This window comes from Sinorhizobium mexicanum, assembly GCF_013488225.1.
In the GTDB taxonomy this organism is placed as follows: Bacteria; Pseudomonadota; Alphaproteobacteria; order Rhizobiales; family Rhizobiaceae; genus Sinorhizobium; species Sinorhizobium mexicanum.
Genome location: NZ_CP041238.1, coordinates 3,761,676 through 3,777,116, shown reverse-complemented (window position 1 = coordinate 3,777,116; position 15,441 = coordinate 3,761,676). Strand labels below are relative to the sequence as shown.

The window sequence follows — 15,441 nt, the reverse complement described above, 5'->3', positions numbered from 1 at the left end:
ATCCGACCGGCTTATCCCATCCGGGCGGCTGACCGTCGCAAGCTGACACGTCACGCTAGCTTGCCGACGGACATGGTGTCCATACTAAAAAGGCGGTGGCGATACCTCGCCCCCGCCACGACTTACATTGGAAAGCGTCGAAAAAACGACAAATCAGCGAGCCAGAAGGCCTTCACGCTGTGCGCGCTTGCGAGCCAGCTTGCGAACGCGGCGGACGGCCTCAGCCTTTTCGCGCGCACGCTTCTGGGACGGCTTTTCGTAGAAGTCACGCATCTTCATTTCGCGGAAAATGCCTTCGCGCTGCATCTTCTTCTTGAGAGCGCGGAGCGCCTGGTCGACATTGTTATCGCGGACAAGTACCTGCACGTGAATCCCGTTCCTTTGTTTCGAGTTGTCAGCCTCACCGTCAGGTAAGGGAGGCAAAGAATATGTATTCGCTGAGCTGGAAGCTCTACGATTAAAGGAGCGGATACCAGATCGTGCCGGGAAAGTCCAGCGACGACAGTGCGAGCGGACCGGAAAAATGCACGAGTGCGGCTCCCGCTGGGCAGGGCGGGCCCAAACTTTGCCCTGCGCGGGGTGTTCACACGATGTCGCAACTCCGCCCAAGTTCGCCGAATCGCGTCGCAAAAGAAACGTTGCATGGCTCTCAGATTTGCGATTTCTAACGCCAACAACACGTTTTCTCGGGGTTCATGGAGTAGCAGGCGGATGCGCAAATATTCTGTTTTTGCCGTGGCGCGCGAGGCGCTACGCGGCCACAAGGGCTGGGGGCCGCATTGGGCTTCGCCAGAGCCGCGCAAGGAATATGACGTCATCATCATCGGCGGGGGCGGGCATGGCCTGGGTGCCGCCTATTACCTCGCCAAGGAGCATGGCATCACCAATGTCGCGGTGCTCGAAAAGGGCTGGATCGGTGGTGGCAATACCGGCCGCAACACGACGATCATCCGGTCCAACTATCTCTATGAAGAGAGCATGGACATCTACGAGCATTCGCTGAAGCTCTGGGAGAACCTGTCGCAGGACCTGAACTACAACGTCATGTATTCGCCGCGCGGCGTCATGATGCTGTCGCACAACATCCATGACCAGCAGTCCTTCAAGAGGCACATCAATGCCAACCGGCTCTACGGCATCGACAACGAGTGGCTGACGCCGGAGCAGGCCAAAGCCTATTGTCCGCCGCTCGATATTTCGAAGACCGCCCGCTATCCGATCAACGGCGCGGCGCTGCAGCGGCGCGGCGGCACGGCCCGCCATGACGCGGTCGCCTGGGGCTATGCGCGCGGGGCTTCCGACCGCGGCGTTCACATCATCCAGAACTGCGAAGTGAGCGGGATTCGCCGCGATGCGACCGGCCGTGTGATTGGCGTCGATACCAATCGCGGCTTTATCGGCGCGAAGAAAGTCGGCATTTCTGCAGCGGGCCACACGTCGGTACTGATGCAGATGGCCGACGTGCGCGTGCCGCTGCAGAGCCAGCCGCTGCAGGCGCTCGTCTCCGAGCCTCTGAAGCCGATCTTCCCCTGCGTCGTGATGTCGAATTCGGTGCACGCCTATATCTCGCAGTCGGACAAGGGCGAGTTCGTCATCGGCGCCGGCACCGACCAGTACAATTCCTATTCGCAGACCGGCGGCCTGCAGATCATCACCCATACGCTCGATGCGATCTGCGAACTCTTCCCGATGTTCCGCCGCGTCAAGATGATGCGGCAATGGGGCGGTATCGTCGATGTGACGCAGGACCGTTCGCCGATCCAGGGCGTCACGCCGGTGCCGGGTCTCTACCTCAATGCCGGTTGGGGAACGGGCGGCTTCAAGGCGACGCCGGGCTCGGCCAACCTCTTCGCCCATCTCATCGCACGCGGCGAACCGCACAGGCTCGCTGCCGGCCTGACGCTCGAGCGTTTCCGCACCGGGCGGCTCATCGACGAGGCGGCCGCTGCCGCCGTTGCGCACTAGAAGGAAGGTGGAGCGACCTTTGCGCGTTCGACGGAACGCGCGGCGCTCTAATGCGAGGACATTCCAGATGCTTCTGATTTACTGCCCCTATTGCGAAGAAGAGCGCTCCGAGCTCGAATTCCGCAATGCCGGCGATGCCCATATCGCCCGTCCGACCAACATCGCCGAGATCAGCGACGAAGAGTTCGAAGCCTATTTCTTCCTGCGCGACAATCCGAAAGGCGTGATCTTCGAAAGATGGCGGCACATCCATGGCTGCGGTCGTTTCTTCAATGCGGCCCGTGACACGGTGAGCGACCGGTTCCTTACCACCTACAAGGCCGGCGAGCCGAAGCCCGACCTCGATGCCAAGCCCAAGACGAGCGCGACGGTCGAGACCTACGAGCCCCTGGAAGGAGCAGCGCAATGAGCGGAGCCAATCGCATTTCGGGTGCGGGCCGCCTGACGCCCGCCCGCACTGCCAGGTTCACCTTCGATGGACGGACGCTGACCGCGCTCGAGGGTGATACGGTTGCCTCGGCCTTGCTCGCCCACGGCATCCATCTTGTCGGCCGGTCGTTCAAGTACCACCGTCCGCGCGGCATTCTTTCCGCCGGGGCTGAGGAACCGAACGCGCTGCTCGACGTATCGCGCGACGCGGCACGCAGGCAGCCGAACGTGCGCGCCACGGTGCAGGAGGTCTTCGACGGGATCAAGGTCTCGTCGCAGAACCGCTGGCCGTCGCTCGCCTTCGATGTCGGCGGGTTCAACGACCTGCTCTCGCCCTTCTTCGCTGCCGGCTTCTACTACAAGACCTTCATGTGGCCGAAGGCGGCATGGCACGCGCTCTACGAGCCCTTCATCCGCCGCGCAGCCGGCCTCGGCGTTGCGCCGACGGAGGCCGATCCGGATCACTATGCGAGCCGGTACGTGCATTGCGACGTGCTGGTGATCGGCGCGGGCGCTGCCGGTCTTTCGGCGGCGCTTGCGGCGGCGCAGGCCGGCGCCAAGGTCATCCTGTGCGACGAGCAGTCGGAAGTGGGCGGTGCGCTCCACTACGACAGCGGCACGGTCATCGACGGCAAGCCCGGTTACGAGTGGGCGCAGGCGACCGGCAAGGCGCTCGCGGACCGGGACAATGTCACCGTGCTGACGCGCACGACCGCGTTCGGCTACTACAACCATAATTTCGTCGGTCTCGTCGAACGGGTAACCGATCACCTGTCCGCGCCGGACAGGGCATTGCCGCGCGAGCGGCTGTGGCAGGTGCGGGCGAAGAAGGTCATTCTCGCTAACGGTGCGATCGAGCGTCACATGGTCTTCGCCAACAACGACCGGCCGGGCATCATGCTGGCGTCGGCGGGTCGCGCCTATCTCAACCACTTCGGCGTCGCCGTCGGCACCAGGGTCGGCATCTACACGGCACATGATTCCGCCTACGAGGCCGCCTTTGATCTCAGGAAGGCGGGCGTCGCCGTCCCGGCGATCGTCGACAGCCGCGAGAAGCCCGGCGAGGCCGTGCTGGCGGAAGCACGCCGGCTCGGCATCGAGGTGCTGGCGGGCCATTCGGTCGTCAACACCACCGGCAAGCTCAGGATCTCCTCGATCAGCGTTTCCCGAAGGGGTGGCGGTGCGGCACGCAAGATCGCCGTCGATGCGCTGCTCGTCTCTGCCGGCTGGACGCCGTCGGTGCACCTCTTCTCGCAATCGCGCGGCAAGGTGAAGTTCGACGCCGAAACGGAGCGCTTCCTGCCGGGTACCTATGCGCAGGATTGCCTCTCGATTGGTGCCTGCAACGGCACCGACGATCTCCAGGCGACGATCGACGAGGCGCTTGCCGCCGGTGAACTGGCCGCGCGCGCCGCGGGTGCTGAAAACGGATCGCAGCTCGCGATTTCCGGCGAGAACGCCTTCGTCTGGACGGGCGGCATGATCGGCGCAGCGGAAGGGGCGGGGCCGGACACAACGGTCAAGGCCTTCATCGACTTCCAGCACGACGTCTGCGCCAAGGACATTCGCCTTGCGGTGCGCGAGGGCATGCACTCCGTCGAGCATATCAAGCGCTTCACCACCAACGGCATGGCGTCCGACCAGGGCAAGCTCTCCAACATGCACGGGCTCGCGATCGCCGCCGAAGCGCTCGGCAAGGGGATCCCCGAGGTGGGGCTGACGACCTTCCGCCAGCCCTACACGCCGGTGACTTTCGGTGCGATCGTCAACCATTCTCGCGGGAGCCTCTTCGATCCGGCCCGCAAGACGCCGATGCATGCCTGGGAAGAGGCGCAAGGCGCCGAATTCGAGGATGTCGGCAACTGGAAGCGCGCCTGGTTCTATCCGAAGGCCGGCGAGAGCATGCACGATGCGGTTGCGCGCGAATGCAAGACCGTCCGCGAAACGGCCGGCGTCTTCGATGCGTCGACGCTCGGCAAGATCGAGGTCGTCGGCCCCGATGCGGCCAAGTTCCTCAATCTGATGTACACCAACGCCTGGGACAACCTGAAGCCCGGCCGCTGCCGCTACGGCATCATGCTGCGCGACGACGGCTTCGTCTATGACGACGGCGTCGTCGGCCGGCTCGCCGAAGACCGCTTCCACGTGACGACGACGACCGGCGGCGCGCCGCGCGTCATGAACCACATGGAAGACTACCTGCAGACGGAGTTCCCGCATCTGAAGGTGTGGCTCACCTCGACCACCGAGCAGTGGGCGGTCATTGCGGTTCAAGGGCCGAAGGCGCGCGAGATCATCGCGCCGCTCGTTGAAGGCATCGATCTTTCGAACGAAGCCTTCCCGCACATGAGCGTCGCCGAAGGGCGGATCTGCGGCGTGCCGGCGCGGCTCTTCCGCATGTCTTTCACCGGCGAACTCGGTTTCGAAGTCAACGTACCGGCGGACTACGGCCATGCCGTATGGGAGGCGATCTGGGCCCGGGCTGAACCGATGGGCGCCTGCGCCTACGGCACCGAAACCATGCACGTGCTGCGCGCCGAGAAGGGTTACATCATCGTCGGTCAGGATACCGACGGGACCCTCACACCGGACGATGCCGGCCTTTCCTGGGCGGTGTCGAAGAAGAAGCCGGATTTCGTCGGCATTCGCGGACTGAAGCGCCCAGACCTCGTCAAGGACGGTCGCAAGCAACTCGTCGGTCTCCTTACCAAGGATCCGAAGGTGGTCCTGGAGGAAGGGGCGCAGATTGTTGCCAATCCGAACGAACCGAAGCCGATGACCATGCTCGGCCATGTCACCTCGTCCTACTGGTCGGAAAATTGCGGCCGGTCGATCGCGCTGGCGGTGGTCGCCGGCGGACGCGAGCGCCTCGGCCAAACCCTTTACATCCCGATGGCCGATCGGACGATTGCCGTCGAGGTGAGCGACATGGTGTTCTTTGACAAGGAAGGAGGTCGCCTCCATGGCTGACCAGGCAACTGCAATCCGCAAAGCTCCGCTCGCTGGCCTGCGTGGCGGCTCGCCGGCGGCGATCCTGACGCCCGCGGCGCCCGCCTCGCGGATATCGCTGCGCGCGGCACCCGACGCGGTTTCGGCACTGTCCGCTTCACTGGGGGTCACCCTGCCGGTGCGGCCGAAGACGTCCGCTTCGACCGGAAAGCGTCATGCGCTCTGGCTCGGTCCGGACGAGTGGCTGGTGATCGACGAAGACGGTAAGGATCTGATTGCGGCTGCCGCGTCCAGCGGCGTGATGCATTCGGCGGTCGATATTTCCCACCGCAACACGGCCGTCATCGTCAGCGGCCCGGGTGCCGCGGTGGCGATCAACAGCGGCTGTCCGCAGGACCTTTCGCTCGCGATCTTCCCGGTCGGCGCGTGTTCGCGGACCGTTCTGGGGAAGGCGGAAATCGTGCTCCTCCGCACGGCCGAGGATACGTTCCGCCTCGAGTGCTGGCGGTCGTTTTCGCCCTTTGTCTTCGGCCTTCTGTCGGAGGGTGCCGAGGACGCGGGGCACTGAAGAGTGCCGGCATTTTCGAATTTGGAGGCGGCGGAGCGATCTGCCGCCTTTCTTTTTCAGGCAGCGCGTGCACTATGTATTTGCCCCTCATGCCGGCACCTTCTCCCTGCAAGCGGGGCGAAGGGGACTCGCGCCAATGCGGCCCAAAGTCGCTCTCCCCGTGTGCGGGGAGAGGGTTAGTCCTCGGGTTAAACCCGGGGAGAGGGAGCAATCATCGCCGTCTCGACTCCCAGGAAAGGATCACGTTAGATTTTGCTTCGATTCGGCCGAGAATCTTGGAGTGTGAAGCGGAGGAGTGGGCGTGAAGACACGCGCGGCGGTGCTGAGGAAATCACCGGTCGAGAGGCCCTATGTCAACACCCGGCCTCTTTCGATCGAGACCATCGACCTCGACCCGCCGGGACCGGACGAGCTTCTGGTCAGAATCGGTGCAGCCGGTCTCTGTCACTCCGATCTCTCCGTCATCAATGGCGATCGGCCACGTCCGGTGCCGATGGCGCTTGGTCACGAGGCGGCCGGCACCGTGGAGGCGGTCGGCAGCAGCGTGCGCGACATCGCGCCTGGTGATCGGGTGGTGATGAGCTTCATGCCGAGCTGCGGGCATTGTCTGCCCTGTGCTGAAGGCAGGCCGGCGCTCTGCATCCCCGGTGCCGAGGCAAACGGCAAGGGGACGCTGCTTTCAGGCGAGCGCCGCCTGCGCTGCGATGCGGTCCCCGTACATCACCATCTCGGCGTTTCCGCCTTTGCCGATTATGCCGTCGTCTCGCGCCACTCGGCCGTCAGGATCGAGGCGGACCTGCCGATGGTCGAAGCGGCCCTGTTCGGCTGCGCGGTGCTGACCGGTGTCGGTGCAATCGTCAACACCTGCCAGGTCAAGCCGGGTCAGTCCGTTGCCGTTGCCGGCCTAGGTGGCGTCGGGTTGGCGGCGGTTTTGGGCGCGATCGCCGCCGGCGCCGAGCGTGTCGTCGCGGTCGATCTTGCTGAGGAAAAGCTGAAGCTGGCGCTCCAGCTCGGCGCGACCGACGCGTTCCTGGCCGGCGATCCGGATGCCGCCGGAAAGATCCGCGAGACGACCCGCGGCGGCGTCGATCATGCCGTGGAGGCGGCCGGTTCGGTGAAAGCCTTCGAGCTTGCCTACGGGATCACCCGGCGCGGCGGCTTGACCGCCTCGGCGGGACTTGCCCACCCATCGAGCCAGATCGCCATCCCTGCTGTCAGCCTCGTTGCCGAGGAACGCACGGTTCGCGGCAGCTACATGGGAAGCTGCGTGCCGAGCCGCGATATCCCGCGTTTCATCGCGCTCTACCAGCGCGGCAAGCTGCCGGTCGACCGGCTGTTATCGAGCACGGGGCCACTCGAAGAGATCAACGAGGCTTTCGATCTTCTCGATCAGGGGCGGGTCATCCGCCATGTGATCACGTTCTGACGGCGGTTCCGGCAATCATTTCGGTAGGCCGATCCAGTCTATCCATCGACCGTGGAAATCCGCCCGACCGACCAGATGCCTCTTGCCGCCGGGCCAAGTCTGAAGCGTCAGCGCCGCCCCAGGTCTCAAGCCGTCCGCTTCCATCTGCAGCCAGGCAAGCGGTGCATCTGCCGTTGCCGCGGCGCCGGCAGCATTGATCAGCTCGACGCCCTCTTGCTGGGCGGATTCAGGCAGATATTGCCAGGCGACCGAGTGATAGACGACGTGGACTGCGCCGGGGAAGGGATGGGAGAGGCGCTGTTTCAGCCAGTCCACAGCGTCCGCGCGCTCGACAAGGTTGCCCTTCGCAGCCGCGATCGCCAGCGCATTTCGAGTCCGCTCGAGCCGGTCCGGCTGGTCGGCCCAGATGTGGGAGAGCAGGCGTAGCCGGTCCTCCTCACTCACCGGATCAAGCGGGTTGATGTCGCATCCTGCCCGTCCGACGATATCGACCGACCCACCGGGCGACACCGCGCCCGACCACACAGGCGAGATGATGACGCCGGATCCCATATCGCCCCACTGGCTGCCGGAAAGCTCGTAGCCGTAGCGGTCCCAGTGGAGGTTCAACCCGGCACTCGCACCAATTTCCGACAGGACAAGTGGTTTCCCGAAGGCGCGTGCAACCGTGAGAAAGCCGGCAAGCAGTGCACCCGAGCGGCGCACCTCGTTCGTCTGCGGTGCGGAAGTGAGCCGCTCGAGGATAAAATCGGCATGCTTCCGAAAAGCCCCTTCGCACGCGGCCCAGAGCGTCTCGTCGTCGGTTATGTTCGGTGGATAAGACGCAATCAACGTCTGGTCGCGATCCAGCAGCACAAGGGCATGCAGCGCCCCGAACAGCCGCAGCGGTACGGAGTCCGCCTCGGGCCGCGGATTGCCTTTCCAGCCGATGACACGGGCGCCGACTGCACTTTCACCATCGAGGCGCTCTGCAGCCAGCTGGCAAAGCCGGGCCATGAAAGGTGAGCCGAGTTCTTCGCAGGACTTGCCCTGGCCGCGAAAGGCTCGCCGGACCCGCTCCTCGGTTTCCGCTCGCTCAGGCATCCGCCGGCCGGTCCTTCGGGTCGAACTGGATGATCGTCTGCCATGTCGCCGTCAGCGCCGGTTTTCTTTCGCCCTCGATTTCGACCGTGGTGTCATAGGTGATCATCAGCATGCCGGCGCCGCGGAAGCGGGCATCTGCCATGGTGAAGCGGCCGCGCACGCGCGCGCCGCTCTTCACCGGTGCCACGAAGCGCACCTTCTCGAAGCCGTAGTTGATGCCCATCGTCTGTTCGCGAATCTTCGGCAGGCAATTGTAGTTCATCGCCGAAAGCAGCGAGAGCGACAGGAAGCCATGGGCGATCGTGCCTCCGAAGGGCGTTTCGGCTGCCGCGCGCACCGGATCGGTGTGAATGAACTGGAAGTCGCCCGTCGCCTCGGCGAAACTGTCTATGGTCTTCTGCGTCACGGTGATCCAGTCGGAGACGCCGAGCTCCTTGCCGATCAGACCCTTGATCTCTGAAAGTGAAATTTCCTGCGGCATTTGATTGTCCTGATCGCCTTTAAAGAACTAGAACGGAATGCGGACGGAAAAAGACCGCTCACACTTTTCCTCGTCCGCTCCACGGGCCTCCCAACCGATCTATAGGCTGGCAGAAGCAACCCTAGCAAGTAGTCGTAAAAACTCAGACAACCTCGACGAAGAAGGTGACGGAGCGGGAAGAGACCAATGACGGTGCCGCCGTCCCCGAAAGAGGGTCGCGCCACTCGCCGTCGACGCTCGCGGGAAGCTGGAAGGGATGCGGTGCATGACCGCGGTTCACGACCACGGCGAGCCGTGTCGCTCGTCGCTGCTCCCGGTCTCCGGTTGTAAGGAGCATGAGGAGGTTGTCGGTCGCCGGGTGCTCCCAATCCTCGACCGTCAATGGATGGCCGTCGAGACGCAGCCAGGCGACGTCGCCCTTGCCGGTGAAGAAGCCTGTCTTGGCGAAGACATCGAAACGCCGTCGTATCGCTGAGAGCGCGGCCGTGTGATCGACGAGCTTCGGATCGAGCTTCGCCCAATCGAGCCAAGTCACGGCGTTGTCCTGGGCATAGGCGTTGTTGTTGCCGCCCTGGCTGCGCCCGCCTTCATCGCCGGCGGTCAGCATGATCGTTCCGCGCGACGCGAAAAGCGTGCCGATCAGCGCCATGGCGTCCACTTGTCTCGCAGCCTGGATCTCCGGATCGCCAATGGGGCCTTCGGCGCCATTGTTCCACGAATAGTTCTCGTCATGGCCGTCGCGATTGTCTTCCCCGTTCGCCTCGTTGTGCTTGCGCGCATAAGAGGCGAGATCCGTCAGCGTGAAGCCGTCATGGGCGGCGACGAAGTTGACGCTGCGGGTCGCCGTCTCGCCCCACCGCGAGAACGTATCGGAGGAACCGGCAAGTGCGGTCGCGAGCGCGCCGATCGCATGGCGGTCGCCGCGCCAGTAGCGGCGAATGTCATCCCGCGCGCGGTCGTTCCATTCGAGGAAGGGCTCGGGGAAATTGCCGAGCTGGTAGCCGCCGGGACCGGTATCCCACGGTTCGGCGATGAGAATGCGATCGCTAAGCAAGGGATCCGCGGCGATGGCCGCAAAGAGAGCGGCGTCGCGGTGGAAGCCGCTCATGTCACGCCCGAGGATGGAGGCGAGGTCGAAGCGGAAGCCATCGACACCGGCGGCAAGCACGAAATGGCGCAGGCTGTCGAGGATCAGGTCCCGTACCACCGGATTGTCGCAGGCGATCGTATTGCCACAGCCGGTGTCGTTGATGAGTTCTCCGGGCCGGTCGGTCACGTGGCGGTAGTAGGTGAGATTGTCGAGCCCGCGCATCGAAAGCGTCGTGCCGAGACGGTCGCTCTCCCCGGAATGGTTGAAGACGAGATCGAGGATGACGCCGATGCCGGCCTTGTGCAGCGTCTCGACAGTGTTGCGCAGTTCCTCGATGCCGCCGGGCACGAGCCGCGGATCGAGCGCCATCGGGGCGATCGGATTGTAACCCCAGCCGTTGTGAAGGCCGAGCGGCGGAAGGTGCCGTTCATCGATCCACGCGACGATCGGCATCAGTTCGACCGCCGCGACACCAAGGCGCTTCAGGTGGTCGATGATCACCGGTTCCGCCAGGGCGGCGACTGTGCCGCGTCTTTTCTCGGGAATATCGGGATGCAGAATGGTGAAGGGCTTGACGGCCACCTCGTAGATCAATCCGCCCGGCTCAAACAGCGGCGGGCTCGGATCCACCGCCTTTGTATCGGTGACAATCGCTTTCGGCACCAGATCGGCGGTCTCCTCGCCGAAGATCGTCAGGCGCGGATCATGGCGAAAGGGACGATCGAGCTCGATCGCGTAGGGATCGACCAGAAGCTTCGAGGGATCGAACCAGAGCCCATGGTCGGGCGAGTAGATGCCGTCGGTCCGCAGGCCATAGCGGGTGCCGACAGGCGCATCGGCAAGCGTCAGGCTGTGCACGTCTCCGTCGCGCGTCAGCGGCAGGCGACGGAGCTCCTTGTCGCCCGACTTGTCGAACAGGCAAAGCTCGATGCGGGCAGCATGGCGGGACCAGACTGCAAAGCGCGTTCCATCTGACGTGAGCATCGCGCCGAGGCGCGAAGTTACGGCGGTCGGCATGAAGGGCGTACCTTTCGTCCCGTCGTTGATCTCAGATGCAGGCTGGGGGCCGGGCTTCAGGTAATCACGCTCGGTGCGTTGCGGCCGGTTCGGGTCTTGATCTCGGCAATCTCGTCGGCCACGGCGATGAGATCGGCAAGCGCCGCCTGCGTGTCGAGGTCGTGACGTGCCGGGTCCGCTTCGAACCGCTCGATATAGACCCTGAGCGTCGCGCCCGATGTGCCGGTGCCGGAAAGGCGGTAGACGACACGGGACCCGCCCTTGAACAGGACCCGGATGCCCTGGTTCTTACTCACCGATTTGTCGACCGGATCGTTATAGGAGAAGTCGTCGGCCGTCTCGACCGTGAGCGCGCCAAAGCTCTTGCCCGGCAGGGCGGCGAGCTTGTCCCGCAGGGCACTGATCAGGCCGTTTGCCGCGTCGGTGTCGACCTCTTCGTAGTCGTGGCGCGAATAATAGTTGCGGCCATAGGTCGCCCAGTGTTTGCGGGCGATCTCAAGTGCGCTTTCCTTGCGCGCGGCAAGAATGTTGAGCCAGAGCAGCACCGCCCAGAGCCCGTCCTTCTCGCGCACATGGTTGGACCCGGTGCCGGCACTTTCTTCGCCACAGATGGTCGCCAGGCCCTCGTCGAGCAGGTTGCCGAAGAATTTCCAGCCGGTCGGCGTTTCGTAGATGCCGATGCCGAGCTTTTCCGCCACGCGGTCGGCGGCGCCGCTCGTCGGCATCGAGCGCGCGATCCCTGCCAGTCCCTTGGCGTAGCCGGGTGCCAGATGCGCGTTGGCCGCAAGCATTGCCAGGCTGTCCGAAGGCGTCACGAAGATACCCTTGCCGATAATGAGGTTTCGGTCTCCATCGCCGTCGGAAGCAGCGCCGAAATCCGGGGCGTCCGGCGCCATCATCGTCTCGTAAAGCGCGCGGGCGTGCACGAGGTTCGGATCCGGATGGTGGCCGCCGAAATCGGGCAGCGGTATGAAATTCATCACCGAGCCTTTCTGTGCTCCCAACCGCCTCTCGATGATCTCCTTGGCGTAGGGCCCGGTGACCGCGCTCATCGCATCGAAGACGACGCGAAAGCCGCCGGCGAGCAGCTTGCGGATCGCGGCGAAGTCGAACAGGCTCTCCATAAGCTCGGCGTAGTCCGCAACCGGGTCGATGACTGTCACTGTCATATTCTCGACCTGGTGGGAGCTTTCCAGGTCCAGATTGACGTCGGCAACGTCCGCGATCTTGTAGCTGTCGATGACCTTGGTGCGGGCGAAGATCGCATCCGTCACCTTTTCCGGCGCCGGGCCGCCGTTGCCGACATTGTATTTGATGCCGAAGTCCTCGGTCGGACCGCCGGGATTGTGGCTCGCCGACAGCACGATGCCGCCGAAGGCCTTGTATTTGCGGATGATATTGGAGGCCGCCGGGGTCGACAGGATGCCGCCGCGGCCGACAAGCACGCGGCCGAAGCCATTCGCGGCCGCCATCTTGATGGCCTTCTGGATGACTTCGCGGTTGTAGTAGCGGCCGTCGCCGCCGATCACCAGCGTCTGGCCCTCGAAGCCCTCGAGCGAATCGAAGATCGACTGGATGAAGTTCTCGGCATAGTTCTTCTGCTGGAATACCGGAACTTTCTTCCGCAGGCCGGACGTGCCGGGTTTCTGATCGCCGTAGGGGTTTGTGGAGACGGTTTTAATCATCTTTCTTAGCCTTTCGCGAGGAGACCGGAATAGAGTGAGGCATAGCGTTCCGCACTCTTGGCCCAGGAAACGTCGGACTTCATGCCCTGATTTTGCATGCGAGCCCACACTTTCGGTTCGCTGTATGCACGGAAGGCACGCCTGATCGCAAGGCGCAATCCGTCGGCGGTGACCGGTCTGAACTGGAACCCGGTGGCGACCTTGGCCGAAAGCGCAGCCTCATTGGCGTCGATGATCGTGTCGGTAAGCCCGCCGGTACGGGCGACGATCGGCACGCAGCCGTAGCGCAGCCCATAAAGCTGGGTGAGCCCGCACGGTTCGAAGCGCGACGGGATGATGATCGCATCGGCACCCGCCTGCATGAGATGCGACAATGGTTCGTCATAGCCGGTCACCATGCCGATATGGCCGCGATGGCGCGAGGCGGCGGCGAGCAACGCCCCTTCGAGCGCCGCGTCCCCCGAGCCGAGCACGACGAGCTTGCCGCCGAGCGCCACGATATCGTCCGTCACTTCGGCAAGCAGGTCCATCCCCTTTTGCCAGGTCAGGCGGCTGATGACGCAGAAGATCGGCCCGGCGGTGCTCGTCAGTCCGAAGCGCTCTTCCAGTGCCTTGCGGTTGGCGGCACGCCGCTTGGTCGTGGCGGGGCCGTAGTGCTCCACGATGTGGGGGTCGGTCTCAGGGTCCCATCCGTCGGCGTCGATGCCGTTGACGATGCCGGTCAGCCTCGTCACCCTGCTTGCGAGAAGCCCCTCCAGGCCCATGCCGAATTCCGGCGTCAGGATCTCCTGCGCGTAGGAAGGGCTTACCGTGGTGATCGCAGTCGCCGTCTGCAGGCCGCCTTTCAGGAAGCCGACATCGCCGTAATATTCGATGAACTGCATGGAGAAGGCCTCCGGCGGCAGCGCGAGTTCGGGAAACACCGATGCGCCGAACTGCCCCTGGAAAGCGATATTGTGGATGGTTAGCACCGTCGGCATGTTCGACGCCGAGCCGAAGTGCATGTAGACGGGGGTCAGCGCCGTTTGCCAGTCATGGACGTGGACGAGGTCCGGTTTCCAGTCGGGGACGATGTTGTCGCCGGCGATTTCGGCGGCCGCAAGCGAGAGTGCGGCGAAACGGCGGAAATTATCGGGATAATCCCGCCCGGTCGGATCGAGATAGGGTCCGCCGTCGCGGGCATAGAGGGCGGGCTGGTCGAGGACGAGCAGATCCAGTCCGTCGAGCTCGGCCGAAAGCACCGTCGCGGGATGGCCGAAGAGATTGCCGAAGCCGCCAACCTTCTTCTTCTTTTTCAGCTTGTGCAGCACGGCGGGATAGCCGGGCACCAGAGTGCGCGTCCGAATGCCATGCGGAACAAGAGCTGCGGGGAGGGCGCCGACGACGTCGGCGAGCCCCCCGGTCTTGACCAATGGATAGACCTCGGACGCAACGGACAGGATGTTCATACGCGGCTACATTCCCAGCTTGTCGATCATCGATTGTGTGATCAGGCAGACGCCGGTTTCCGTGCGGCGGAAGCGCTTGGCATCAAGTTCCGGATCGTCGCCGACGACCAGGCCCTCAGGAATGACGACGCGGCTGTCGATGACCACATTGCGCAGCGTCGAATGCCGCCCAATTGTCACGTCGGGGAGAACTACGGCATTTTCGAGTCTGGAGTATGAATTGACCCTGACGCCGGTGAACAGGAGACTCCTGTTGAGCGCAGCGCCCGAGATGATGCAATCGCCCGAAACGAGCGAGGAGGTCGCGGAGCCGCGACGGTTCTCATCGTCATGGACGAATTTCGCCGGGGGCTTGATTTCGGCAAAGGTCCAGATCGGCCAGGTGTTATCATAAATGTCGAGTTCGGGTGTCACGTGTGTGAGGTCGATATTGGCCTGCCAATAGGCATCGATCGTACCGACGTCGCGCCAATAGGCCTCGCGCTCGAAATCCGACCGGACGCAGGAGCGGGTGAAGCGGTGGGCGACCGCTTTGCCGTGCTCGACAATATAGGGGATGATGTCCTTGCCGAAATCGCGGCTCGACTTCGGGTCGGCGGCGTCCCTGCGCAGCATGTCCATCAGGAACTTGGTGTGGAACACGTAGATGCCCATGGAAGCGAGCGCCAGGTCCGGGCTGTCCGGAATGCCGGGCGGGTCAGCCGGCTTCTCAACGAAGGCGATGATACGGTCCTGCTTGTCGACGTGCATGACGCCGAAGGCGGTCGCTTCCATGCGCGGCACTTCGAGGCAACCGATCGTGACATCGGCGCCGGAGTCGACGTGCTGCTGCAGCATCAGTTCATAGTCCATCTTGTAGACATGGTCGCCGGCGAGGATGACCATGTATTCGACGCCGTGGTCCTCGATGATGTCGATGTTCTGATAGACGGCGTCGGCCGTCCCTTCGTACCATTGCGTTTCGGAGACGCGCTGGCTTGCCGGCAGAATGTCGAAGCTCTCGTTGCGCTCGGGACGGAAGAAGTTCCAGCCGCGCTGCAGATGCCGGATCAGCGAATGTGCCTTGTATTGGGTGGCGACGCCGATGCGGCGGATACCGGAATTGAGCGCATTGGAGAGCGCGAAATCGATGATGCGCGCCTTGCCGCCGAAATAGACCGCCGGCTTGGCGCGGCGGTCGGTCAATTCCTTCAGGCGGCTGCCGCGGCCGCCGGCGAGAACATAGGCCATGGCATCGCGGGCCAAAGGTTGTGTACGCTTTTCCACCATTTGTCCTCCCCAAAAATCGCTGTTCTTCGAG

At 63.8% G+C, this 15,441-nt stretch carries 12 protein-coding genes; 5 read left to right on the top strand and 7 right to left on the bottom strand.

The window, feature by feature from the left end:
- Positions 1–153: 153 nt before the first annotated feature.
- Positions 154–366 carry a 30S ribosomal protein S21 gene (gene rpsU / locus FKV68_RS17765; RefSeq protein WP_012709405.1) on the bottom strand — a complete coding sequence of 71 codons (213 nt, stop codon included), beginning with the start codon at positions 364–366 and terminating at the stop codon, positions 154–156.
- A gap of 345 nt (positions 367–711) precedes the next feature.
- Here rpsU and FKV68_RS17760 point away from each other — a divergent pair, with 345 nt between their 5' ends.
- The 5 genes from FKV68_RS17760 (at position 712) to FKV68_RS17740 (ending at position 7,337) form a co-directional block, all read left to right on the top strand.
- A complete protein-coding gene (locus FKV68_RS17760) occupies positions 712–1,965 on the top strand; it encodes a sarcosine oxidase subunit beta family protein (protein ID WP_180939101.1) in 1,254 nt (417 codons plus the stop codon).
- 67 nt (positions 1,966–2,032) lie between these two features.
- Complete coding sequence (locus FKV68_RS17755; RefSeq protein WP_180939100.1) at positions 2,033–2,374, top strand: sarcosine oxidase subunit delta; 342 nt, start codon at positions 2,033–2,035, stop codon at positions 2,372–2,374.
- Positions 2,371–5,364 carry a sarcosine oxidase subunit alpha gene (locus tag FKV68_RS17750; RefSeq protein WP_180939099.1) on the top strand — a complete coding sequence of 998 codons (2,994 nt, stop codon included), beginning with the start codon at positions 2,371–2,373 and terminating at the stop codon, positions 5,362–5,364. Before FKV68_RS17755 ends, FKV68_RS17750 begins: the two co-directional genes overlap by 4 nt.
- Positions 5,357–5,911, top strand: coding sequence for a sarcosine oxidase subunit gamma family protein (soxG, locus tag FKV68_RS17745; RefSeq protein WP_180939098.1), 555 nt, complete (start codon positions 5,357–5,359; stop codon positions 5,909–5,911). Before FKV68_RS17750 ends, soxG begins: the two co-directional genes overlap by 8 nt.
- A 301-nt stretch (positions 5,912–6,212) precedes the next feature.
- Positions 6,213–7,337 (top strand): zinc-dependent alcohol dehydrogenase family protein, encoded by a 1,125-nt coding sequence (locus tag FKV68_RS17740; RefSeq protein ID WP_180939097.1) that lies wholly within the window; start codon positions 6,213–6,215, stop codon positions 7,335–7,337.
- Positions 7,338–7,352: 15 nt separating this feature from the next.
- Here the strand turns inward: FKV68_RS17740 and FKV68_RS17735 are convergent, their stop codons facing one another.
- The 6 genes from FKV68_RS17735 to glgC all read right to left on the bottom strand — a co-directional run bounded on the left by FKV68_RS17735 (position 7,353) and on the right by glgC (position 15,410).
- A complete protein-coding gene (locus tag FKV68_RS17735; protein WP_180939096.1) occupies positions 7,353–8,420 on the bottom strand; it encodes a DUF2332 domain-containing protein in 1,068 nt (355 codons plus the stop codon).
- A complete protein-coding gene (locus tag FKV68_RS17730; RefSeq protein ID WP_180939095.1) occupies positions 8,413–8,901 on the bottom strand; it encodes a MaoC family dehydratase in 489 nt (162 codons plus the stop codon). The genes FKV68_RS17735 and FKV68_RS17730 overlap by 8 nt, the downstream gene beginning before the upstream one ends.
- Positions 8,902–9,043: 142 nt before the next feature.
- Positions 9,044–11,008 carry a glycogen debranching protein GlgX gene (gene glgX / locus FKV68_RS17725; protein WP_180939094.1) on the bottom strand — a complete coding sequence of 655 codons (1,965 nt, stop codon included), beginning with the start codon at positions 11,006–11,008 and terminating at the stop codon, positions 9,044–9,046.
- Positions 11,009–11,064: 56 nt separating this feature from the next.
- A complete protein-coding gene (locus FKV68_RS17720) occupies positions 11,065–12,693 on the bottom strand; it encodes an alpha-D-glucose phosphate-specific phosphoglucomutase (RefSeq protein ID WP_180939093.1) in 1,629 nt (542 codons plus the stop codon).
- 5 nt (positions 12,694–12,698) lie between these two features.
- The gene (glgA, locus tag FKV68_RS17715) at positions 12,699–14,141 is read right to left on the bottom strand and encodes a glycogen synthase GlgA (RefSeq protein WP_180939092.1); all 1,443 of its coding nucleotides are present in this window, start codon (positions 14,139–14,141) and stop codon (positions 12,699–12,701) included.
- Between the two features lie 6 nt (positions 14,142–14,147).
- Complete coding sequence (gene glgC / locus FKV68_RS17710; protein ID WP_180939091.1) at positions 14,148–15,410, bottom strand: glucose-1-phosphate adenylyltransferase; 1,263 nt, start codon at positions 15,408–15,410, stop codon at positions 14,148–14,150.
- Positions 15,411–15,441 lie beyond the last annotated feature (31 nt).